The 24,273-nt window shown below is 47.7% G+C and carries 22 protein-coding genes; 7 read left to right on the top strand and 15 right to left on the bottom strand.

Annotated elements, in window-relative coordinates; translation table 11 throughout:
* Genes sdhA through sdhC form a run of 3 tightly spaced genes read right to left on the bottom strand, consistent with a single transcriptional unit; the run spans position 1 to position 2,490 of the window.
* Positions 1–1,773 (bottom strand): succinate dehydrogenase flavoprotein subunit, encoded by a 1,773-nt coding sequence (gene sdhA, locus AC2T0J_RS17810; protein WP_489807104.1) that lies wholly within the window; start codon positions 1,771–1,773, stop codon positions 1–3.
* A 1-nt stretch (position 1,774) separates the two neighbouring features.
* Positions 1,775–2,122, bottom strand: coding sequence for a succinate dehydrogenase, hydrophobic membrane anchor protein (sdhD, locus tag AC2T0J_RS17805; protein ID WP_489807103.1), 348 nt, complete (start codon positions 2,120–2,122; stop codon positions 1,775–1,777).
* Positions 2,116–2,490: a succinate dehydrogenase, cytochrome b556 subunit gene (sdhC, locus tag AC2T0J_RS17800; protein ID WP_489807102.1), complete on the bottom strand. Its 375-nt coding sequence runs from the start codon at positions 2,488–2,490 to the stop codon at positions 2,116–2,118. Before sdhC ends, sdhD begins: the two co-directional genes overlap by 7 nt.
* Positions 2,491–2,921: 431 nt before the next feature.
* Here sdhC and gltA point away from each other — a divergent pair, with 431 nt between their 5' ends.
* Positions 2,922–4,199 carry a citrate synthase gene (gltA, locus tag AC2T0J_RS17795; RefSeq protein ID WP_489807101.1) on the top strand — a complete coding sequence of 426 codons (1,278 nt, stop codon included), beginning with the start codon at positions 2,922–2,924 and terminating at the stop codon, positions 4,197–4,199.
* Positions 4,200–4,429: 230 nt separating this feature from the next.
* Positions 4,430–4,849 (top strand): DUF3429 domain-containing protein, encoded by a 420-nt coding sequence (locus tag AC2T0J_RS17790; RefSeq protein ID WP_489807100.1) that lies wholly within the window; start codon positions 4,430–4,432, stop codon positions 4,847–4,849.
* Positions 4,850–4,932: 83 nt separating this feature from the next.
* Here AC2T0J_RS17790 and AC2T0J_RS17785 read toward each other — a convergent pair whose 3' ends face one another.
* The 5 genes from AC2T0J_RS17785 to lhgO all read right to left on the bottom strand — a co-directional run bounded on the left by AC2T0J_RS17785 (position 4,933) and on the right by lhgO (position 11,095).
* Positions 4,933–6,390, bottom strand: coding sequence for a phosphohexomutase domain-containing protein (locus tag AC2T0J_RS17785; protein WP_489807099.1), 1,458 nt, complete (start codon positions 6,388–6,390; stop codon positions 4,933–4,935).
* Between the two features lie 17 nt (positions 6,391–6,407).
* Positions 6,408–7,820, bottom strand: a complete 1,413-nt coding sequence (locus AC2T0J_RS17780; RefSeq protein ID WP_489807098.1) for a mannose-1-phosphate guanylyltransferase/mannose-6-phosphate isomerase — start codon at positions 7,818–7,820, stop codon at positions 6,408–6,410.
* A gap of 202 nt (positions 7,821–8,022) precedes the next feature.
* Positions 8,023–8,856, bottom strand: coding sequence for a pirin family protein (locus AC2T0J_RS17775; protein WP_489807097.1), 834 nt, complete (start codon positions 8,854–8,856; stop codon positions 8,023–8,025).
* Positions 8,857–8,863: 7 nt separating this feature from the next.
* Entirely contained in the window at positions 8,864–9,796 is a 933-nt protein-coding gene (locus AC2T0J_RS17770; protein WP_489807096.1) for a glutathione S-transferase family protein, read from the bottom strand.
* Between the two features lie 96 nt (positions 9,797–9,892).
* Positions 9,893–11,095: an L-2-hydroxyglutarate oxidase gene (gene lhgO / locus AC2T0J_RS17765; protein WP_489807095.1), complete on the bottom strand. Its 1,203-nt coding sequence runs from the start codon at positions 11,093–11,095 to the stop codon at positions 9,893–9,895.
* Positions 11,096–11,173: 78 nt separating this feature from the next.
* On the opposite strand from lhgO, the gene tcdA reads away from it, so the two are divergent.
* Complete coding sequence (gene tcdA / locus AC2T0J_RS17760) at positions 11,174–11,947, top strand: tRNA cyclic N6-threonylcarbamoyladenosine(37) synthase TcdA (RefSeq protein WP_489807094.1); 774 nt, start codon at positions 11,174–11,176, stop codon at positions 11,945–11,947.
* Between the two features lie 62 nt (positions 11,948–12,009).
* Positions 12,010–12,417: a hypothetical protein gene (locus tag AC2T0J_RS17755; protein ID WP_489807093.1), complete on the top strand. Its 408-nt coding sequence runs from the start codon at positions 12,010–12,012 to the stop codon at positions 12,415–12,417.
* Between the two features lies 1 nt (position 12,418).
* Here the strand turns inward: AC2T0J_RS17755 and AC2T0J_RS17750 are convergent, their stop codons facing one another.
* Positions 12,419–12,907 carry a DUF2919 family protein gene (locus AC2T0J_RS17750; RefSeq protein ID WP_489807092.1) on the bottom strand — a complete coding sequence of 163 codons (489 nt, stop codon included), beginning with the start codon at positions 12,905–12,907 and terminating at the stop codon, positions 12,419–12,421.
* A gap of 332 nt (positions 12,908–13,239) precedes the next feature.
* Here AC2T0J_RS17750 and rimO point away from each other — a divergent pair, with 332 nt between their 5' ends.
* The gene (rimO, locus tag AC2T0J_RS17745) at positions 13,240–14,682 is read left to right on the top strand and encodes a 30S ribosomal protein S12 methylthiotransferase RimO (RefSeq protein WP_489807091.1); all 1,443 of its coding nucleotides are present in this window, start codon (positions 13,240–13,242) and stop codon (positions 14,680–14,682) included.
* A gap of 18 nt (positions 14,683–14,700) precedes the next feature.
* On the opposite strand, the gene AC2T0J_RS17740 is transcribed toward rimO, so the two are convergent.
* From AC2T0J_RS17740 to AC2T0J_RS17715, 6 genes are all read right to left on the bottom strand, one after another.
* Positions 14,701–15,360 carry an SDR family oxidoreductase gene (locus AC2T0J_RS17740; RefSeq protein ID WP_489807090.1) on the bottom strand — a complete coding sequence of 220 codons (660 nt, stop codon included), beginning with the start codon at positions 15,358–15,360 and terminating at the stop codon, positions 14,701–14,703.
* A 44-nt stretch (positions 15,361–15,404) separates the two neighbouring features.
* On the bottom strand, positions 15,405–16,163 hold the full coding sequence (gene kdsB / locus AC2T0J_RS17735) for a 3-deoxy-manno-octulosonate cytidylyltransferase (protein ID WP_489807089.1): 759 nt from the start codon (positions 16,161–16,163) through the stop codon (positions 15,405–15,407).
* 8 nt (positions 16,164–16,171) lie between these two features.
* Complete coding sequence (locus AC2T0J_RS17730) at positions 16,172–16,378, bottom strand: Trm112 family protein (RefSeq protein WP_489807088.1); 207 nt, start codon at positions 16,376–16,378, stop codon at positions 16,172–16,174.
* A gap of 23 nt (positions 16,379–16,401) precedes the next feature.
* Positions 16,402–17,394, bottom strand: a complete 993-nt coding sequence (gene lpxK, locus AC2T0J_RS17725) for a tetraacyldisaccharide 4'-kinase (RefSeq protein ID WP_489807087.1) — start codon at positions 17,392–17,394, stop codon at positions 16,402–16,404.
* A gap of 2 nt (positions 17,395–17,396) precedes the next feature.
* The gene (gene msbA / locus AC2T0J_RS17720) at positions 17,397–19,139 is read right to left on the bottom strand and encodes a lipid A export permease/ATP-binding protein MsbA (RefSeq protein WP_489807086.1); all 1,743 of its coding nucleotides are present in this window, start codon (positions 19,137–19,139) and stop codon (positions 17,397–17,399) included.
* A 118-nt stretch (positions 19,140–19,257) separates the two neighbouring features.
* A complete protein-coding gene (locus AC2T0J_RS17715; protein WP_489807085.1) occupies positions 19,258–21,585 on the bottom strand; it encodes a DNA internalization-related competence protein ComEC/Rec2 in 2,328 nt (775 codons plus the stop codon).
* 47 nt (positions 21,586–21,632) lie between these two features.
* On the opposite strand from AC2T0J_RS17715, the gene AC2T0J_RS17710 reads away from it, so the two are divergent.
* Complete coding sequence (locus AC2T0J_RS17710) at positions 21,633–22,166, top strand: DUF2062 domain-containing protein (protein WP_489807084.1); 534 nt, start codon at positions 21,633–21,635, stop codon at positions 22,164–22,166.
* 982 nt (positions 22,167–23,148) lie between these two features.
* The gene (locus tag AC2T0J_RS17705; RefSeq protein WP_489807083.1) at positions 23,149–24,198 is read left to right on the top strand and encodes a hypothetical protein; all 1,050 of its coding nucleotides are present in this window, start codon (positions 23,149–23,151) and stop codon (positions 24,196–24,198) included.
* Positions 24,199–24,273: the final 75 nt, after the last annotated feature.

Here is a 24,273-nt window from a genome sequence, read left to right as displayed (position 1 = left end):
TTAGTATGAACGTACTTTTGGCGGGAAGGCTTCGCGAAGCTTAGGCGCCATATTGACATCACGTTTAACCATGGCTTCAGTTGCCGGGTTGTAAACACTGTGACATAACCAATTTTGATCATCACGATCCGGATAGTCAAAGCGGCTGTGTGCACCACGACTCTCGGTACGGAAGTTCGCAGCAACAGCGGTGCTATAGGCGGTTTCCATCAGGTTGTCTAACTCTAAACACTCAATACGCTGGGTGTTAAAGTCGGCGCTCTTGTCATCCAGACGAGCCACTTTCAGGCGCTCACGGATTTCTTTAAGCTGGTTAAGCCCTTCGGCCATGGCATCGCCTTCACGGAATACCGAGAAGTTTAGCTGCATACATTCCTGTAAATCTTTCTTGATTTGAACCGGATCTTCGCCCTTGCCCTTCTCTGAACCTTCCCAACGATTGAAACGCGCCATGGCAGTTTCCAGATCAGATTCAGAAGCTTCGCGACTTGGCGTCATTTCGTCCAGTTTGTGACCTAAGTGCAGACCAGTTGCGCGACCAAATACCACCAGGTCAAGTAACGAGTTACCACCTAAGCGGTTAGCACCATGTACTGATACGCAGGCAATCTCACCACAGGCAAACAGGCCATTAACGACTTTATCATTACCATTTTCGTCGAGCGTTAAGCACTGACCGTCAACGTTAGTCGGAATACCGCCCATCATGTAGTGACAGGTTGGAATAACCGGAATCGGCTCTTTAACCGGATCAACGTGAGCAAAAGTACGAGAAAGCTCAAGGATACCAGGCAGACGTGATTCAAGTACGTCTTTACCCAGGTGGTCCAGCTTAAGTTTGATGTGCGTGCCCCACGGACCATCGCAACCACGACCTTCACGAATCTCAGTCATCATCGAACGGGCAACGACGTCACGACCAGCCAGATCTTTGGCATTTGGTGCATAACGCTCCATAAAGCGCTCGCCATCTTTGTTAAGCAGGTAACCACCTTCACCACGACACCCTTCAGTTACCAGGGTACCGGCACCGGCAATACCGGTTGGGTGGAACTGCCACATTTCCATGTCCTGAACACAAACACCGGCACGCAGTGCCATGCCCACACCGTCACCGGTGTTAATGTGTGCGTTAGTGGTAGATGCATAAATACGACCTGCACCACCAGTCGCCAGAACAACGGCTTTAGATTTGAAATAAACTACTTCACCGGTTTCAATGTCGATAGCAGTACAACCTACCACGTCACCATCCTGGTTTTTCACCAGGTCCAGTGCATACCATTCGCTGAATACTTTAGTTTTGTTTTTGACGTTTTGTTGATACAGCAAATGCAGTAACGCGTGACCGGTGCGGTCAGCCGCGGCGGCTGTTCTTGCGCCCTGCTCACCACCGAAGTTTTTCGACTGGCCGCCAAATGGGCGCTGGTAAATTTTACCGTTCTCGAAACGCGAGAAAGGCAGACCCATATTTTCCATCTCAATGATGGCTTCAGGTCCGGTTTTACACATATATTCGATGGCGTCCTGGTCACCAATGTAATCAGAACCTTTCACCGTATCGTACATGTGCCATTCCCAGTTATCTTCATGGGAATTACCCAGCGCTACCGTAATCCCTCCCTGGGCAGATACAGTATGCGAACGGGTTGGAAACACTTTTGATAATAATGCACAGGATTTGCCAGACTGCGAGATTTGCAGTGCTGCGCGCATACCTGCGCCGCCGGCGCCGATTACGACAGCGTCGAACTCATGAACGGGTAAACTCATTTTACACTCCCCACAAAACAAACAAACCAACGGCCACGTATACGAACGCGATAATATTCAGTACGTACTGAATGGTAGCGCGCAAACCGGTTGGCTTAACATAATCGGTTAACACCTGCCACAGACCAATGCGAACATGGATCATGATGGAAACCAATGCAGCGAGGGTGAATACTTTCATCGCCATACCAGAGAATAAGCCCTGCCATACGTCGAACGTGATTTCTTCAGTAGTGATAAAGAATCCGGCCATGAAGAATGTGTAGACTGCGATAATTACCGCCGTTGTGCGTAAAGAAACGTAATCCTGTACACCATTACGCTTGATGCTTGCCTGATTAGTTACCATAACGCAACCCCTATAACTACTGTCAGTACCACCCACAAACCCATAACAACTTGCGCGCTTAAGTTACCAGACTCAAGCTCTTCCCAGTGACCCATATCCATTATGCCGTGACGGATACCGCCAAGGATGTGATAGGTCAGCGCAGAAGCTGTGCCGATTGCAATGATCTTTCCAATCAATCCGTCCATTAAAGCCTGCACGTTGGCGAAGCCTTCTGGAGATGATACCGAAACGGCCCATGCCCAGATCACAAACAGCAGCGCAAAAAACATTGCGACGCCGGTAGCGCGGTGGAGAATTGACGAAATAGCAGAGGGAGGAAATTTAATGGTGTTAAGGTCTAAATTTACTGGTCTTTGCTTTTTCACAATTTTTGCCTGTTTTATCCGTAGGGACAAATCACTCTCGTGTTGAGTCCTGACAGAGTGATTCTGATTGTTACTAAGTTAATTTTCTCATCCAATGAGGTGTTAACATTTTGTGAATATTTTATTACTTAATTAACAGAATAAATATTCAGTTAATTTAAGTAGGCCAGAGTATATCCACGACCTATTATAATTACAATTTTTTGTGTGGTATTAGGACATTAGTCTTAGGTCGTAGAAAGGATAAAAAGGCTTGATCCTGGGTACTACATAACCAGTATAATCTCAGGCAATCTAGAATATTTATGTGTAATATAAGTAATAAAATTGACTTGTTACTGCATAATAAAGTACAAATACGCCACTTTTCCCACCGGATTGCTCAAAATTGAGTAACATCCCGATAAAGAAAATTCTGAGGAGAGCAACTTATGGCAGATCAAAAAGCCATTCTGAAAGCGGGCGACAAGGAAATAGAGCTTCCTATCTTGTCTGGTACAGCAGGACAAGATGTCATTGATATTCGTGCCCTTGGTCAACACGGCTATTTTACTTATGACCCTGGTTTCCTGGCGACTGGATCTTGCGAGTCTTCCATTACATTCATTGATGGCGCAAAAGGTGTTCTGTTACACCGTGGCTTCCCAATTGATGAGCTGGCACGCGATGCAAACTACCTTGAAGTTTGTCACATGCTTCTGCACGGTGATGCACCAAACAAAGAAGAATACGAAGAATTCAAAAACACTATTAAACGCCACACCATGGTTCATGAGCAAATCCACATGTTTTTCCATGGCTTCCGTAACGATGCCCACCCAATGGCGATGCTTAACGGTACGGTAGGCGCGATGTCTTCGTTTTATCACAGTGATTTAGACGTGCATAATTTCGATATGCGTGTACGTTGCGCTCATCGCCTGATCGCTAAAATGCCTACCCTGGTAGCGATGTGTTACAAGTACAACATCGGTCAGCCATTTGTTTATCCTCGTAACGACCTGAGCTACGCGGCTAACTTCCTGAATATGATGTTCTCCGTCCCGGCTGAAGATTATAAAATCAGCCCCGCGGTTGAACGTGCTATGGATCGTATTTTCACACTGCATGCTGACCATGAACAAAACGCTTCAACCTCTACCGTTCGTTTAGCAGGTTCTTCAGGTGCCAATCCTTATGCCTGTATTGCCGCCGGTGTCGCATCTCTATGGGGCCCTGCGCACGGTGGTGCTAACGAAGCTTGTCTGAACATGCTGGAAGAAATCGGCTCAGTAGACCGGATCCCTGAGTTTATCGCGCGCGCGAAAGACAAAAACGACCCGTTCCGTTTAATGGGCTTTGGTCACCGGGTTTACAAAAACCACGATCCTCGCGCTACTGTAATGCGAGAAAGCTGTCACGAAGTACTCAAAGAGCTGAACGTTCAGGATCCGTTGCTTGACGTAGCGATGGAGTTGGAACGCATTGCGCTTGAAGATCCGTACTTTGCAGAGAAGAAACTGTTCCCGAACGTCGATTTCTACTCTGGTATCGTACTGAAAGCAATCGGTATTCCAACTAACATGTTTACCTGTATCTTTGCCCTGTCTCGTACGGTTGGCTGGATTTCACACTGGCACGAAATGATGTCTGATCCTGCACAGAAGATCGGTCGTCCGCGCCAGTTATATACGGGTCACACTCAGCGTAAATATACGCCAATCAAATAAAGTTAATTTATTGTTTGCAAAAAAAGGCTCGCGATGCGAGCCTTTTTTATTACTGAATAGATACTTAACGTAAATTTAACTTATGAATTTACTTTATATTTACAGCCATTGTGTGCGCAATTTTAACTTATTAGGTATATGGAAATCTGTGACAGATTTAATAATCCACAGATTAGAAATTTTCGTAATAAATTTTAATCATTTATTATAAGTAAGGTGTTTCCATAACAATGCAACCCCTCATAAAACAATTAGGTTACGCCGGTTTGCTGCCTTTTATTGGTTTAAATGCTTTAACACTCACTGATATCCTGCCGCAATCCCTGGTCTATCTTTACTTTACTCAGTATTCGGCCGTCCTGTTGTCGTTTTTTGGTGGCGTGCACTGGTACGATGCCATTAGCAGCAATAAACCAGCCCATCAAATGTATGTCGCTATGTTGCCGACCATTGTAGGCTGGCTGTGTTTAACCCAAACCGGCGCGCCTTGGGTGTTAGGCGTATTAAGCATAAGTTACCTGTTTATGATGTTTTACGACAAACAGGTACTGACCCTGCCAAAAGAAATGGTTGTTGCCTACACGAAACTGCGTATGCAGTTAACCACGGTGGTTGTGTTATCCCACGCGTTGATGATTTTCAGCCGCTAAGTCGCAACAAATTAATCCTTTGAAATAAAAACACCAGCCGAAGCTGGTGTTTTTAATTGCATGCTTTATTCACTCTGGATGGATTATTCGGCTCTGATTAAATCCAGTAGTTCTTTGGTTTTTTCTTCAACTAAAGCAATGTCACCTTTTGATTCAACATTCAGACGAATCACTGGTTCAGTATTGGATTTACGTAAATTAAACCGCCAGTTACCAAATTCCAGGCCAATACCGTCGGTTTCATCAATTACTTCGGCCAATGGCTGGTATTTTTCAAGAACACGGGCCAGCGCCGCATCAGCGTCTTTTAACTTACTGTTAATTTCACCAGATGATGGGAACGCTTCAATCCGTTCTTTCACCATGGATGCCAATGATTGCTGACGGGTACAGATAAGCTCAGCTACCAGCAACCAGGGGATCATGCCTGAGTCACAATAGGCAAAGTCGCGGAAATAATGGTGAGCACTCATTTCGCCGCCATACACGGCATCTTCCTGACGCATCCGTTCTTTAATGAAGGCATGACCCGTTTTACATTTAATCGGCGTACCACCAGATGACTTAATAATGTCTTCACTGTTCCAGTAAACACGTGGATCATAAATGATTTTGCCTGGACCTTTATTAAGAAACGCCTGGGCGAGCAAACCCACAATGTAATAGCCTTCAATAAAATTACCGTCAGCGTCAAACAAGAAACAACGATCGAAGTCACCATCCCAGGCAATACCAAAGTCTGCCCCGCTTTTGATTACCGCATTAGCGGTATCAGCGCGATTTTCCGGCAATAAAGGATTAGGAATACCATTAGGGAAAGTGCCGTCTGCATTGTGATGCACTTTCACAAACTCAATCGGTACGTCTTTCTCATGCAGTTTTTTCTCGATGGCATCCAGCGCCAGACCTGCAGCACCGTTACCTGCGTTGGTTACAATCTTAAGCGGGGTAAAGTTATTGATATCAACGTAAGATAAAATGTGTGAAACGTAAGCATCCATATTTAAATGGCGATGGTATTTACCGCTTTCTGTCAGAATGTCCGTAGCAATGTGTGCTTTACCGTTGAAGAACGCATCCGCGTCGATTTTGGCACCTTTAGCATAAAAATCTATACGCTCAGCCACGTAGTCACTGTCCAGCGCTTCGGCGCGGTCTTTTATAGCATTCAGACCGGTGTCACCACTTATGGGCACAGATCCGGCCTTAACCAGCTTCATCCCATTGTAATTAATCGGGTTGTGGCTGGCGGTTACTTCGATTCCGCCATCGACGCCGAGGTGTTTAGTGGCGAAGTAGATTTCTTCGGTACCAGCCATACCAATGTCGGTGACATCTGCACCACCATCAATCAAGCCGGCACTCAGTGCCAGTTTCAGCGGTGTGGAAGTGAGACGAACATCACCGCCCACCACTACAGATTTAGCCGATAATTCTTCTGCAAAAGCAAAACCAATCCGGTAAGCGACCTCTTCATTAAGCTGAGTGTTTAACTCACCACGGATATCATAGGCTTTGAAACAGGTAATCGATGTTGTCATAGTTGTTTTTACTCAGCTTATTTTGACTCGGTTCTACCATAGCGATCTGAGAAGCGGACAATGTCGTCTTCGCCCAGATAAGCACCCGACTGCACTTCAATGAGTTCGAGCGGAATTTTGCCCGGATTTTCCAGCGCATGTACATCACCAATCGGAATATATACCGACTCGTTCTCGGTCACCAGCTGGGTTTTCTCACCGATAGTGACATTGGCAGTACCCGATACCACAATCCAATGCTCAGCTCTGTGGTGATGCATCTGGACCGACAGTTTTTCGCCCGGCTTAACGGTAATGCGCTTAACCTGGAAACGCTTACCGTTATCGATTGAATCATAGCTGCCCCATGGGCGGAACACTTCACGATGGAACTGGAACTCAGGGCGCTTTTCAGCTTTTAACTTGTTCACGACATTTTTAATGTCCTGCACTTTGTTTTTATTGGCCACCATAACGGCGTCTTTAGTTTCGACCACCACCACATCATCAAGGCCAACTACGGCTATCAAACGCTCCTCAGCATTGATATAGCTGTTGTTAACACCTTCTAAAATGGCATCGCCGACAATCACGTTACCGCTTTCGTCTTTATTATCTGCGGTTTCCCACAGTGATGACCAACTGCCTACATCAGACCAGCCAGCATCCAGCGGCACCATGGCAGCCAATGCCGTTTTTTCCATCACGGCATAATCGATAGAATCGTCAGGACAGGTAGCAAAGATCTCCGGGTCGATGCGGATGAAGTCTAAATCTTTACTCTCTGAAGCAATTGCCTGCTCACAGATAGCATACATTTCTGGCGCATGCTTTTTCAGTTCAGCCAAGTATACGCTGGCTTTAAACATAAACATGCCGCTATTCCAGAAGTAGTTTCCGGAATCAACATACTGTTGCGCAGTGGCAAGGTCTGGCTTCTCGACAAATTCATCCACCTTCATGCCAACACCAATCGCCTCACCGCCTTTAATGTAACCATAACCGGTGTGAGCCTGATCGGGCACAATACCAAAAGTCACCAGGTTACCATCCATCGCCAGCTCGTTAGCTTTACTAACGGCGGCCTGGAAACCGGCAGAGTCTTTAATCAGATGATCGGCAGCCAGTACAAGTAATACCGGATCATCATCAGTTTGCATGGCATGCAAAGCTGCCAGCGCTATCGCCGGGGCTGTATTACGTCCAACAGGCTCCAGGATAATGCCACCATGATCGCCGCCCATTTGACGTAATTGCTCAGCCACTAAAAAGCGGTGCGCATCATTACAAATCACAATGGGGTTAGCAGCACTGCTACCATCAAGGCGCTGTAGTGTTTCCTGCAACATGGTTTGTTCTGAAGTTAAAGCGAGAAACTGCTTAGGCAAGGCTGCTCTGGATTTAGGCCATAAACGACTGCCAGAGCCACCGGCTAATACGACTGGTTTCATGTTGGTTCCTGTTGATTGCGGGAGCGAACTACAAGCAGTGGTTGTCTGCTTATTCCCTTATTTATTCCTTAATCCATGTTAATCAAGGACTGCAGGGCAATCAACATTCACAGCGCAATTTATCGAAATAAATTGGCAGGACCGACTAGTCGACGGGAAAATGGTTATTTTCCCGTCAATTCGTTAACTGTATTGTCATTATTTAAGCGGTTAATTTACCTTGTTGGTAATCGGAAATGGCCTGATGAATTTCTGCCTGGGTATTCATCACAAAAGGACCGTATTGTACCACCGGTTCACCAATCGGTGCCGCAGCAACCAAGATTGCTTTACCGGCCTCGACACTGCTAAGTTCTACTGTTTCGCCGTCATTCAGTACTGCCAGTTTGCCGCTGCCGATGATTTCACCGCTAACCTCCAGGCTGCCTTCATAACAATAGATAAATGCACTATGACCTGTCGCTACCGGAATAGTCGCCAATGCATCTGCCTGCCAGTGCAGATCGGTAAATAATGGCTTTACTCTGGCCGTATTCACCGGTCCGCTTACACCATTAAGTGATCCTGCCAGCACTTTCGCCTGCATTCCCTGCCCCACGGCAACGGTTTTTACCTCATCAGGTTGAATATCCTGATAGCCGGGTGCAGACATCTTATCTTGTGCCGGTAAATTTACCCAAAGCTGAAACCCCTTAAGCACACCGTCTGTCTGCTGCGGCATCTCTTCATGAATAATGCCCTTACCGGCATTCATCCACTGGATACCGCCGTCTTCAATAATTCCCTCATTGCCCACTGAATCCCGATGGCGCATTTTACCTTTCAGCATGTAAGTCACCGTCTGAAAGCCCCGGTGCGGATGCGGCGGGAAGCCGGCAATATATTCATCGGGTTTATCCGAGCCGAAAAAGTCGAGCATCAGAAACGGGTCGAGATTCGGTAATAAACGCTGGCCGATAATCCGGGTTAAGCTCACGCCAGCCCCGTCCTGGGTCGGCATTCCACTGACGAGTTGTTTAATGGTTCGGTTTGTCATTATTTGCTTACTTCCATAAAGACAGATCGGGCCCTGCGGGAACCACCTGTGTGGGGTTAATCATTGTGTGACTGTAGTAGTAATGGCGCTTTATATGTTCCATGTTAGTGGTATCAGCGACGCCCGGCATGCGGTAAATGCGCTTCATATAATTAAACATGGCTGGATAGTCACGAATTTGCTTACGGTTACATTTAAAATGTCCATGATACACGGCATCAAATCGCACTAACGTGGTAAATAAACGAATGTCTGCTTCGGTCAGTATACCGCCCACCAGAAAAGGTTGTTTTTCAAGGCGAGCTTCTACTTTGTCCAGAGCGTCGAATAACGCATTAACAGCCTCTTCATAAACCTGCTGCTCAGTGGCAAACCCGGCTTTGTATACGCCGTTATTGATGTCGTTATACACCCATTGATTGACTTCATCTATGTCAGCTTGTAAAGCCTCGGGGTAATAATCAGTGTGGTTGCCGGTGATATCATTAAAGCTGGTATTCAGAACCCTGATGATTTCAGCCGATTCGTTATTCACGATTTTTTCAGTCTTTTTATCCCACAGTACCGGCACCGTAACACGAGTGCTTATGTCTGCCTGCTGGCGCAAATAAATTTCATACATAAACTGGTGGCCGTACAACGTATCCCCGGTGCTGCCCTTGTGAGGCAGAAAGCTCCAGCCTTTATCCAGCATTTCCGGATTAACGACCGAAACACCGATATGGGCATTGAGGGATTTAAGCTCTCGCATTATCAGGGTGCGGTGTGCCCACGGGCAGGCCAGAGAGACATACAAATGATAGCGACCGCTTTCGGCCTGAAACTCGCTTTCCTCACTGATGGTGTTTCTGAACAACGAATCCTGACGCTCGAATCGACCGCCGTTTTTGTCGGTGTCATACCATTTGTCGTGCCATTTGCCATCAACTAACAAGCCCATGATGCTCTCCCGTGTAAGATAAATGTTTGCGTGCTAAGTGGAACACACATCTGTCTAAACGGTTTAACGGAACATTTGGATTGATTGTTCTATGTTTTAGAACAGTCTGTTAATTATCTCATCAGCAATGGGCAAGGCACTGGTGGCCGCTGGCGATGGTGCATTGCCAACGTGTAATGCGTGGGAAGATTCAACAAACTTAAAGTCGTGCACGAGTGCGCCATTACGATCGACAGCCTGAGCACGGATCCCTGCGCGATAAGGTAAAAAGTCCGCCGCGGTAATGCCGGGGCAATAACGACTCACCAGCTTTGCATAGTGTGTTTTAGACAAGGATGAATATAACTCTTTGACAGCAGCTAGCTTATACCGCCAGAGTAGCTTCCACACATCACCGTGGGCAAAAAGATGTAGCCATTCAGCATCAGTACTGAATAAACTGCTATAGGCTTCCCGCCCGGTGGTCAGTACGGCGTTTGGCCCGACAGTGGTGTATCCACCCACCATTCGGGTTAAGTGAACCCCTAAAAATGGCATCGCCGGATCCGGCACCGGATAAATTAAATGGCGGGTGATGTCATCGTATTTGCGCTTTAAACGGTAATACTCCCCTTTAAAGGGTAACATCCTAAAGTCACACTCGAGCCCCTGCATTCGGATCAGTTCGTCGCTGTATATGCCGGCGCAATTGATTAATTTAGCCGTTTTCACTGCGGTTTTGCCCTGTGGATGAGACAACCGTAACAGCACTCCGTTACTACTATCCTCTATACTCTCAAGCTTATGTTGATAATGGATCTGGCAACGGCCATGGGCGCTTGCCTGTTGTAACAGGCAAGCAGTAATAGCTTTATAGTCAGTAATACCGGTTTGCTCTACGAAAAAGCCCCCCACAGCATTGATGGCCGGTTCGCGGCGTTGAATTTCAGTCCCAGTAAGCCTCTGCGGTCGCAGTTCATTCTGCACACAACGATGATACAAGTCTTCAAGAGCGGTCAGTTCAACTTCACTCGTTGCCACGATAAGCTTGCCGCATTGCTCATGGGGCAAGCCAAACTTTCTGCACAATTCAAAGGTGTGTTCCAGTCCGGCCCGACAAAAACGGGCTTTATAGCTGCCCGGTGCATAATAAACCCCGGCATGAATGACCCCGGAGTTACGCCCGGTTTGATGGGCTGCGCAGTCACTTTCCTTATCAAACAGCATTATACGAGCACCAGGCTGGCGCTGACTCAGCTTATAAGCCACTGCAGCCCCAATGATACCAGTACCAACGATGGCAAAATCACATTCAGACATGGGTATTCTATTGAAAAATGCTAAACTCACCCCGATAGTACCCGTCCCATCATTAACATCAACCAAAAAGGGTCTGAAATGTTTGATTCACAGCGCTTTGGCGGTGTTGCCCGGTTATATGGCGAGCAACAAACCAGGCACATTGCCGGGCTGCATATTGCCGTTATTGGCATTGGCGGTGTTGGCTCGTGGAGTGCTGAGGCGCTGGCCAGAACGGGCGTAGGTCAGATTACCCTGATTGATCTGGATGATATCTGTGTCACCAATACCAATCGCCAGATCCATGCCCTCAATGATACCGTTGGCCAGGCCAAGGTTAGGGTGATGGCAGAGCGTATCAGTCAAATCAATCCGGCTTGCAAAGTGAATATTATCGAGGACTTTGTCACGCCCGATACGGTTATGGAGCATCTGGCCGGCGATTACCATGGTATCATCGAGGCCACTGATTCCATCAAAGCCAAAGCCAGTATTTTATATTACTGCAAACGCAATAAATTACCGGTTGTTACCGTCGGCGGCGCTGGTGGTCAGGTTGACCCTACACAGATAACCTGCGCCGACCTGGCTAAAACGATTCAGGATCCGCTGGCAGCAAAACTACGTAACGAATTACGTCGTAATTACGGATTTTCTAAAAACCCTAAACGACGCTTCGGTATTGAGTGTATCTATTCTACCGAACAACTTCGCTACCCCCAGCCCGATGGTTCAGTCTGTCATAACAAATCCCTCACCGATGGCAGCACGCGTCTCGATTGCGCTTCCGGTTTTGGTGCATCGGTTATGGTGACTGCATCGTTTGGCATGTTTGCCGCCGCCAGGCTTATCAATAAGCTCACCGGTATTTAGGGACAGCGCCGCTCGACATTTAACGCAGGCTACCGCACAATAGCCATAAAAGGAGAGCCATTATGCAACAACACGAACTAGAACAACTGATGGCAGACAGCGCAAAAGACGCTGTCGGTACCAGTAGGGATATGTTTAACATTGAGTTAGACTATAGCGCTGAGAGCATTGAGCTAATTGACAACCTGCTACTGGCTTTTATCGACCGCTTCAAGGATCAGGCCCTGGAAGATAACGCCGTATTTACGCTTTGCAATATTTATGGTGCTTACATTGGTGAAGTAATGCGCGGTCTGATCGGCGGTACCTGGCGGTATGACGAGTCCGATAAAACAGCGCCTTTTGTGGTGCTGGACGTTGGTGAATATTCTTACGCCTTTGCCGGAATCTGTTATGAACGACTGGTTAACGACAGCCAGGTGAGTGTTAAAGCATATTTCGATCAGGCGCTGACTAATAACACTCAATAATTTATTCTTTTGCTCGATCCCTGACTGGCGGCTGACGCCAGTCATGTAACATAATGGCCAGATGATGGCTGCGGTTGACCATATACATTAACGCAATCATCAGCAATGCCACTGCCCCAAGGTAACCGTTAAACTGCCAACCGGCGCGCTCCAGAAAAGCGCCAATCAACACCAACTGGCCTAAACTTCCCAGACTGCAAAGCGGCTTTATCAGTAAAGGCCAGCCTGTGTACCCTCGCTTCCACAAATGTTCCCTGAAGCTCATTAGCACAATCACCAGCAGAAACGGTAATGTCACCACAATTTGCAGCCACAACACGTCACTGTGCGGAAAGAAAATGCGATAAAGTCTGTCAGACTCAGCCGGAATAGCGGTAAACGCCGACACCAGCAACAAATCGCGACAGGCTATCGCCAACATCCAATAAAACCATCCAGGCGGCAGTACCGTACCAGCGTCGTCGTAATGTTTGAGTGGTAAAGGGATCATAAACTACATACAAAAACAGAAAAAATATCATCAGCCATGCCGGGACGCTCTCGGGTAAAGTCAGAGATCAACTATTTACCAGGCAACATACCACTACCAGGCAATCGCGTCAGTCTATCACATCATTCGCTCTGGCCAGAATGCCAACATACCAGGTTGGCTTTACTGTATCTGATGAAAAAACTGAATACTTATCCCAACCACCCGCGTTTTTTGTTTTTCGTCCAGATGGCGGACTTAGAAAGATATTACTCGTTGGATGAATTCAACAATCTTTTTGGGTATAATCTGCGCCCTTTTGAAACTGCCGTCGCACACCATCAGAGTTCACTATGACCGTTGAGAAATTTGACCCCAAACAAACCACCACACTGGAAGGACCTAAAGCGGTGTTAAAGCAGCAATCAGAAATGACGACAAACGCTGACGCTGCGAAAGCCAAAATTGGTTTTGTGAGCCTCGGCTGCCCAAAAAACCTGGTGGATTCTGAACGCATTCTTACTCAGTTGCGCACTGAAGGGTACGAAGTTGTGCCCACCTACAATGATGCCGCGCTGGTGATAGTGAATACCTGTGGCTTTATTGACGCTGCCGTTCAGGAGTCACTGGATACTATCGGCGAAGCCCTGGCTGAAAACGGCAAAGTGATTGTTACCGGGTGTCTGGGTATCAAAGAAGATGAAATCCGTGAAGTACACCCCAATGTCCTGGCGATAACCGGCCCTCATGCCTATGAGGAGGTGGTCAATCAGGTCCATGACCACCTGCCCAAACCACAGCATAATCCGTTTGAGCACCTTATTCCGGATCACGGTATTAAACTGACGCCTCGCCATTTTGCCTACCTGAAAATCTCCGAGGGCTGTAACCATCGCTGCACGTTCTGCATTATTCCATCCATGCGCGGCGATCTGGTGAGCCGGCCTATTGGTGAAATTCTCGACGAAGCCCAACGCTTAAAAAATGCCGGCGTTAACGAGCTACTGGTGATCTCGCAGGATACCAGTGCATATGGCGTGGATATGAAACATCGTACCGGTTTTTGGAACGGTATGCCGGTGAAAACTCACCTGCAGCAATTATGTGAAAAGCTTGGCGAAATGGGAATGTGGGTAAGGCTTCATTACGTATACCCCTACCCCCATGTAGACAACCTCATCCCGCTGATGAACGAAGGCAGGATCCTGCCCTACCTGGATATCCCCTTCCAACATGCCAACAAGCGCATCCTGAAATTAATGAAGCGTCCCGGCAGTTCAGAGCGAACTCTCGAACGTATTAAGCAATGGCGTGAGGCCTGTCCGCAACTGATAATTCGCTCTACATTTATCGTAGGCTTTCCGGGCGAAACGGAAGAAGAGTTTGAGGAATTACTCGAGTTTATGCGCGAAGCACAGCTGGATCGGGTTGGTTGTTTTGCCTACTCGCCAGTTGAAGGGGCCGTAGCTAACGATCTGCCTGATCCGGTGGACGAAGAAGTTAAACAGGCGCGTTTGGCGCGCTTTATGGCTGTCCAGGGTGAAATAAGTGCCGAGCGCCTGAAACAGCGTATTGGTCAGGAATATCAGATAGTCATCGACTCAGTGGATGCAGAGGGCGCGGTTGGTCGTTGCTATGCCGATGCACCGGAAGTGGACGGCGTGGTGCACTTAAACGGGGTTTATGATGTCACCCCCGGCCAGCATGTCTGGGCCGAAGTCATTCATACTGATGAGCATGACATGTGGGCTGTGATGTCTGAAGAACAGGATGAAAGCGAAGGTGAGACGGAATAATCCGTCTCAATAAATCTCTTACCAAGGCAGCACATCACCTTTAGCGTGAATAAATTGCCCGGCATTCGCCATGGTCAGTTCACTAATCCGGGCAACCAGACTGGCCGCGGCGGTATCAGCGTCAACATCACCATTGCCGCCAACCATTTCTGTTTGAACAAATCCGGGATGAAACAGGCCTACTGCAATACCATCGGCTTTCAGGTCATTGGCCAGGGAAACGCCGGCGGCATTCAGCGCCGCCTTGCTCATGCGGTAGCCGTAATAACCACCGGACCCATTGTCCGCCATTGACCCCATGCGGCTGGTAATGAGTGCCACCTTACTACCCGTTGAAAGTTGTTTTAGCAAACATTGGGTAACCAGTAGCGGGCCCATGGCATTCACCCTGAATTGATAATCGATGGTATTGGGCTGCCAGTCACTGATTGCCTCATTGGCCAGCACCCCGGCATTATTAATAAGAATATCAATATCAACATCGCCTAAGGGCGCCAGTGCTTGCGGTAAACTATCCGGCACGCTGACATCCACGCCACTCATGACCTCAGCGCCGGTAGCATTCAACGCATCAGAGCTGTTGCGACACAGGGCATAAACCGAATGGCCGCCTGCCAGATACTGTTTCACCAACGCAAGGCCAATGCCGCGATTGGCTCCGGTAATAACAACATTCATAAATACTCCTTATGCGCTTTTTGCTCACTGTAAACTCTTCCTGCCTAGTTATCTGCTGCCAGGCTGGCCAGCAGATTAGTCAGATCATCTGGTGTATCTATACCTACCGGCGGCTCCGACAATGCGACTTCAATATGAATAGCATCGTCATACCATAAAGCTCTTAACTGTTCGAGCGACTCAATTTGTTCTAATGCAGACGGCTCATAACTCACGTACTGATTAACGTAACTTGCGCTATAAGCATACAAACCAATATGACGATAATACAAGTCGGGATCCGCGCTCACCGGCGGCTGCATCATGGTATCGCGAGCAAAGGGTAACACTGAGCGGGAAAAATACAGCGCCTTACCCGTTGCAGAAAAGACCACTTTAACAATATTAGGATTAAATACATCGTCTTCGTGAGCAATGGGAGTGCACAGCGTTGCCATTTGCATAGCAGGGTTCGCCGCCAGGTTAGCCGCCACCTGACGGATATTATCCGCCGGTACAAATGGCTCATCGCCCTGTACATTCACAATAATAGTGTCATCGGCAATCTGCTCAGTCTGGATGACTTCGGCAATACGCTCGGTACCTGAAGTATGGGTGGTTGCAGTCATCACCACAGAGGCAAACTGCGCAGCAACACTGGCAATGCGTTCATCGTCGGTGGCTACTATGACCTTACCTGCGCCTGCCTCATTGGCCCGGTCAACCACATGTTGCACCATGGGCTTGCCTTGAATATTTGCCAGCGGTTTACCAGGGAAGCGACTGGACTGATAGCGGGCGGGAATGACAACCGTAAAATCCATGGCCAAGATTATCCTTTTTTCAGTACTTCGAGGGCTTCCAGCGAAATAGCCGTGGCCTTCTCTTCCAACAATACCGGAATGCCATCATTAATCGGATAAACCAGTCGGTCATAGCGGCAGACCAGGCCGGGCACATTATTGTAGTCTGTGTACATCAATTTTCCCTTGCACACTGGGCAGGCTATTATTTCCAACAGCTTTTTATCAAATGCCATGGTGTTTCCTTTGTTATTTTTGTTCAGCGTGCGATACGCTGAATGAGCTGAGTATAAAAGTCTTCGGGTAGCATCGCATCCACCGGCTGATACCAGCAGTTATCATGGGCATACGCAACCGCCTTTACTGCATCTTTTTCGGTCATAATTACACAGCCAGACGGAATATCCTGTTTACCGATAGCATGATGATCGGCCAGCGCAAGGCAATGATCAAGCCTGACGCCCATCTCTTTTAACTGGTTGAAGAAACGACTGGGATCGCCAATACCAGCCATGGCGGTGATAGGCGTTTCCTGTGACAGTTCTTTAAGCTCCCGCTGTAACTGAGGTTGCAGTACATTAATCAGTTTGCCTGGCTGTAACGACATCTTAACTGGTGGCGGCATATTGCTGATTTCCGGCAACGCTATCGCCTCGTCCGACTGATTTAAAACTAAAAAATCAATGGTTTTGAGTCGCCACAGGCCTTCGCGCAACGGTCCCATAGGCAATAGCTGCTGATTACCAAATAAACGTCTGTCAGCCACCACGCACTCTACATCCCGGCCAAGCGCGTAATGCTGCAAGCCGTCGTCACTGACGATCACTGTACAGCCTCGCTTTACCAGTTGCTGTGCTGCCCGGGGTCGGTTGGGGTCGATAACCACCGGCACACCGGTGCGCCGGGCAATTAATAAAGGTTCGTCACCAACCAGGGGGGCTGTATCATTTACGCTTACCTGGTATGGAAACTCGCTGGTTTGGGCCCCATAACCGCGGCTTACCACACCGACTTTATAGCCGGCCTGTTGAAGTCTCTCGCAAAGCGCTACCACCAGCGGGGTTTTGCCATTACCGCCTACGGATAGATTGCCCACCACTATAACCGGCACTGGTAGCGCTACGGTCTTTTTGACACCCAGCCTGAACAGCAGTCTTCGTAAGGCTGACAACAAAAAAAACAGCAGAGAAAAAGGCAATAGCAGCCACTGATACCAGCGCCCTTCATACCACATACGGTTAAGCGCTGACATCACTACTCTCCAAATTGCAGGGCGTGTAACTGCGCATAAGCGCCACCCTTATTGAGTAGTTCCTGATGCTTGCCCTGTTCGATAATCTTACCCTGGTCAATCACCAGGATCTGATCGGCATTTTCGATAGTGGATAAGCGATGGGCAATAATAATACTGGTACGATCCTGCTGTAGCGTCACCAGGGCATCCTGGATCATTCGCTCCGATTCAGTATCCAGCGCTGAGGTTGCTTCATCCAGGATTAACACCGGCGCATCCAGCAGCAGTGCTCTGGCGATGGCCACGCGCTGACGCTGTCCGCCGGACAAGGCTGAGCCATCCTCGCCAATCATGGTATCCAGACCATCGTCTAGCAAATCAGCAAATTCCATAACGTGTGCCAGTTTGGCCGCCTTTTCGATGGCCTCTCTGGAAACACTGTCAGCCACGCCATAGGCAATGTTATTGGCAATAGTGTCGTTAAACAATGTCACCTGTTGTGATACCAGAGCTATGTTCTTACGCAGCTCTGTAAGTTTAAACTCGTTTATATTCGTGTTGTCGAGGGTAATCTGCCCTTGTTCTGGCAAGTAAAAACGGGTCAGTAGGTTAGACATTGTCGACTTACCGCTGCCAGAACGCCCTACCAGCGCAATACTGGTACCTACAGGGGCGTCCAAATTCATCATATCAATGGCGGGAGTATGCTTACCCGGATAGGTGAACGTCACTTGATTAAAACGAATATGCCCCTTTATTTCATTAGCATCGAGGGTACCAGTGTCTTTTTCAATTTCTTCATCTAACACCGCGAAGATACTCTGGCAGGCGGCCATGCCTTTTTGAAACTCACTGTTCACGGTAGTCAGCTGTTTTAAGGGCTTAAGCAGCATCACCATATAAAATACGATGGTAACAAAAGTACCCGCTGTGAGTTCAGCCAGCATACCCGGCGTACTGGCAATATAAAGTACCACGGCAAGGGCAACAGAAGCGATCACCTGAATACTCGACACACTAAGGGTTTGAGTGACGGCCAGCTTCATGGTTTGCTGGCGATTGTTGTTATTCTTTTTAGCAAAACGCTCCTGCTCTTTTTGCTGTCCCCCAAACATTAAAACCACTTTATGGCCTTTTACCACCTGCTCAACCGCACTGGTAAGGTTACCCATGGATTTCTGAATATTGCGGCTGACTATGCGAAACCGTTTAGTCACAAAAGTGACTATCACAGCCACCACGGGCCCTACGAACAAAAACACCAGGGATAATTGCCAGGACAGGTAAAACATCCAGGCCAGGATCCCTATCACCAAGGCACCTTCACGGACCAGTATCGCCAAAGATTTACCCGCTGCGCGAGCTACCTGGTCGGTATCGTAAATAACTTTGGAAATCAGATTGCCTTTGGCATGCTGGTCGTGAAAACTCACCGGCAAGTGGATATATTTACTAAACAGTTGCTGACGCATGGTCATAACCACCTGAGCCCCAATCCAGCTTAGTGCGTAACTGCCCATAAAATTAAAGATGCCACGCAGAACAAAAACCGGCACGACCAGGTATGCAGCCATGCGTAAATAACCGTAGTCCTGATTGTTCAGTGACCGGTCGATAACAGGCTGAACCTGAGAAATCACAAAAGTATCGAGTGCCGAGTAACCCACCATGCCTAAAAATGCCAGGATAAAGGCGAGTTTGTAGGCTTTCAGATAGCTAAAAAACCGTTTTACTGGTAATGCTTGAGCGTCATTCTGTTGCATAGTTCACTGTTTACTATAAAAATCGGCGCCATTGTACCTGCTATACCCATGACACACCAAAATTATCGATTTACGTTATCAAAACCGTCTGAGCGGAATGTCTTTATGTATGGGCAGATTACTCGTTTACAAACGATTTATGATACCAGCGGCTGTGCTGACTATTCCGATAAGCATAATGACTAATTCCGTCACGACTGATATCAAACCGTAAATAACCGCTCTGACTGACAAGTGAAATCTGGCTGCCGGCATTCCGGTAGCGCTCTACAACGTGCCCATGAGGAAAGCCCCAGCGATTCAGCCAGCCCTGAGAAAATACCACAAATTGCGGCTTTACCTGTGCGATAAAGGCTGGTGAAGATGAAGTTTTACTACCGTGATGCGGCGCCAGTAAAATGTTTGCAGTCAGTTCCAAACTCACATCAGGCAGGACTAACATAGCCTGCTCCGCCCTTTGCTCGATATCGCCGGGCAGTAGCACGCTATAGCGGCTATCCGAAATTTTAATCACGCAGGACCCATCGTTATCAGACCAGCCTTCTTTAGCCTCCGGTAAGGGCCATAACGCCCGCACCTGCAGGCCCTGCCACTGCCAGTTGGCTCCCCAGTGGCAATCATCCTTAGGAGTGACTATCGAGATCTCAGGATACTCTTCGCGAATAAAATCAATTCCACCGGCATGGTCATTATCAAAATGACTGATAAATACCCGTTCAAGTTGCAATCCCCGGGTTTGCAGGAAGGGACGGATAACCGCATCAACGAAGTTAAACCCTGAGGCAAAGGCCGCACCGGTATCAATCAAAATAGCCTTGCTGTTGCGGCTGAGAAGTGTGGCATTGCCCTGCCCCACATCAAAGACATGTAGCTGCCAGTCATTCGTTCGACTAACGGCTGGCAGGAAACCGCCAGAACAAGCCAGAAGCGTAACAATAAGCAGCAATAAACGCCCTTTAAAAGACGGAGCTAAAACAAGCAATAGCCCTATCACACTGGCCAATAATAAAGTAGAAGAAAATACCGGGAATGCTGCATAGTCACCCATAAAGCTGGCCAGTTGCTGAAGTCGCTGCATCAGCCATTCGAGCACCACGGAGCAACCATGCAACACGCCGGCAGTGATGGGATGATTAACCGGCAGAATGATGAGCAATAGCAATCCCACCAGACACAAAGGGATCACCAACAACGACATTACCGGAACGATCAGTAAATTCATCAGTGGTGAAATCAGACTCACCTGCCCCATTAGCGCACCCACCAAAGGTGCCATAAGGAAACTCAGCGTTACCTGGAACAGCACTACTCCCCTGATCCAATTGCCGCCACCGGATGACTTACTCCACCACCAGTGAAACCAGATAATAATGGCCACCGCACCAACACTAAGATACAACGCCGCACCGTAAACGGCCATGGGGTCTAGCAAAATACTGACAGTAAGCGTCAGTAACACCAGTGTTAGTCGCGACAACCGTAAGTTAAGCAAATGCAACACAGCAATTATCAGCAGCGCACTATAAGCTCGTAAAACGGCTGTTTGCCAGTTGGCCAGATAGGCATAAAATCCACACATAGCAAGTACGAGAATAACAGCGGTTAAATACAGGCTTTTGGGTAAGGCAAAGGTTAACCAGGCAGAAGCCGCGATACAGCCTTTAAACACAATAAGTATTGCGCCTGCCACTATCATCAGATGTAAACCGGAGATCGCAAACAGATGGGCAGTGCCAGTTTGCTGTAACATTTGCCAGTCCAACTTGGAAAACCCCTGACGCTCGCCGAACAACAAGGCCAGCAGCCACTTTTCGCCCTGCAGTTTTAATGAGGTTAGCCTGGACTTTAACCGATTGCGGATAGACGTATCCGGCGCTATCAACGTAATGCGTTGACCCCGCACGTAGCCAGTTTTGACTATCCGTTGACTGACATACCAGCGCTGCATATCAAAGCCAGCCGGATTCGCTATGGCCCGGGCCGGTTTGATTCTGGCAGCAATGCGGATACGCTGGCCAGTGGTAAAAGCAGCCTGCGGCCGGTAATAGTGTAACTGTATTGCCCACTGCTCATTCCAGGCATGCTGATCCACGATATTACTGGTCAGGATTAACCTGTCGTAGTCGGCAAAGCGCTGATAACCAACAATTCGTCCCTCAATTATGACATCTTGTTGAATTTCACCATCAAGCTGTTGCCACTTGAGGTATGATTGCCCTAAACTCGATGCCATAAAAAGACCGGCAGTTGCTGCACTCACTGCCACCCAAACAAAGCGTAACGGTTTTTGCCATCGTTTTGCGTTATAATATCCAGCTGTGAGTAATGCCATGGCTGAAAGTATTATAAATGCCAGCGCCAACGGCAACCCGCTGTGGGGCAGTTCTGACCACCAGCGACCTGAAATCACTGCGCCGCTAAATGCTGTCGCCGCAGTTGTTAGCATGCTTGTATTCACCAGTGACTCTGTTTTGAGAAAAGATTGTTAGAGATATGCCGAAGAAGTTTATAAAACGCTATTTGCCTGATCCCCATTCGATAAAGCAAAATCGGGCCTTAAAAATCTTTGGCAGCATTCTTCATGAGCCCAATTTATGGCATCTTAACCGCAAATCCGCATCCGGCGCTTTTGGTATTGGATTGTTCTTTGCGTTCTGGCCGGTACCTTTTCAAATGTGGTTATCGGCAGCCACCGCAATCCCCTGCCGGGTGAACCTGCCACTGTCTGTGGCGACAGTCTGGATAACAAATCCCTTTACCATGCCGCCCATATTCTACGGTGCCTACCTGGTCGGCTCTACTGTCCTTGGGACCAAGTCTGAGGCTTTTCACTTTGAACCCACCTGGGAATGGGTCGTGAGCTCACTATCGACTATCGGCCCCTCTTTTTTACTGGGCTGCGGGATCTGTTCGGTGGTATTTAGTTTAACCGGATACTATACGCTGAACTGGCTCTGGCGATTCTCGGTTCGCAAAGCCTGGCAATTGAGAAAAGAAAAACGCCGGCAGGCACAGCAGAACCAGTAACAAATGAAGTGTGATTAGGTTTCATTCCAGTTTATCCCATAAAAGATCGGTAATATTGAAAGCGGGACCCAACTTAAATTTGACAGCCAAGTTGCAGCCCTGCGACCTAGATAAACATTGCTTAATACGACCAGTGTAGATCACACAGGTATCGCCTGCTCGTGGTCATAAGTGCACATCAACAAAGTTAATTTTTGGCCGCAAAAAGCAGCAGACAAGACTTTCCGTAACGTATCTGCCGAGTTTAGATATAGAAAATACCTCACTTACCTCAATTTGCTTATTCATCGAGCCTTAATTCCTATAAGAAATAAAGTACTAAAATAGAATAGCAAAGATGAAGGTGTATTAACTGCATAACAGGCCTCTTTCTGACGTGTGAATACCCCTTCAAATCCAGGATTGGTCAGTTGAGCTTTATCAGAAGAGAACAAACAGCGCCTAAGCCAAACCAATAATCACCTGATACCAAGGGCAGTAGATAGCTTTAATTTGTCCTCTACACAAGGCCATCTCTGTACTTCTGAAGTGGCAACCGAACGCCGGGCACAAAAAACGGGACTAAAAACAACCTACTAAACGCTCACACTCATACATCTTACGCTGAGCCAGTAGTGACTGGCTCAGCCCATACCAAGCACCATCCTGGATACCGCCCAGTTTTTTCCGCTTTTACGGCAATTTTTTGCCTTACCCGCCTGTATCAGTCCCCCGGCACCAATGACATCCTTGGTTGGCCAGGCGTAAGTGACACCATCCGTCCTGCATTTACCATGCTGTTCCCTAACAGGGAGCAGCAGCCTGCAAAGCGGCAATGTCTTTTATTTGCGCAGTCAATACCGGACTTAACAGACTGCTACTGAGTAATTTGGTTTTACCCAAAAGTATGAAGCAGATTCCTCGTCGGGAATCTGGCATAGAAATCGCTGATGTGATTGTGGGATAAAAATCATTTGAAATAGACATGGCTGAAGGATTAGAAATGATCAATACCATAAACGAATTTAGCGACGCTTCAGTTGCCCTTTTACAGAGACGTCAACTTAATGAACAGGACATTTCAGGATTCGCCGATATTTTAGCCGACGCTGAGCAGCACAAAGGTTCAGCGAAAGATTTCCTCCAATCGTTGTCACCCGAAGCACTTAAACTCGTACAAAAAGCCAATAGTTTAGCCAATCCTATTCACATAAACGCGTTGAGTAGTGAGGGTGCACAGAATCTGCTTAGTCAACCTGATGGCTCTGATCTCGTTGACTTGAATAACGACGGCATAGTTGAAGTAGGCCCGGCCAGAACGTTCCATTTCCCACCGGTTAATGCGCCAGCATCGGTAAAAACGGCCTGGGAAGAAGCTACCAAAAATTTAGCGCCCTTCGAAAAAGCCACGCTTGAACTGACTATGCATCATATGGTTTATGGGGTAAATCTTGATATACCCGGCGCTGAGAAAAACCCGGTGCTTCCGCCTGAACAACAATGGAACAGCACAAATATCCAGTTGCTGGAAAACTATGCACGTTCCAATCTCGAGTTCAGAGTCAATATTGACGGCTGGACCCCATACAACCAGCAATTAAAAATGGTTTACGACAGCTTTTTTACCACCCTTGATGCCGGTGGCAATAATACGTCACAACCCAGTTTTACCACAAAGCAACCGGCGGTAACTAATGCACCTGCAGTGCTACCTTCTGACACCGCGAACTCCGAAGGCGAAACTGCATTAAATAAAACAGAACCAGAGGCACACCAACCAACTTCACTGCTGCATGAAGTAAACCAGTTAATTTTAGCCGCCAGACTCGGTATTGATCGCGAAAAAATAAAAGAACTCGAAAAAGAAATGGAGGCCGTTCGCAACGATACGACGCTTAGCGCTGAGCAAAAGGCCAAAAAATTACAGGCGTTGCAACAAGAAATTGAACAGTTGATTGAAAAGGCTAGCCAACGCGCAGTGGAAGAAGAAAAACGCAAAGCAACGCTGGACGCGACAACGGCTATACAGAAAGAACGTTTAAAGATCACATAGCTGAATTAAACACATCAATAACCGCCTGTGATCCGGACCTGTTAACCTTTGCTGTGGACTTTAGTAGCCGCTCAA

The sequence above is a fragment of the Alteromonas sp. ISO5 genome (assembly GCF_058105165.1).
This window is presented reverse-complemented; position numbering and strand designations above follow the sequence as displayed.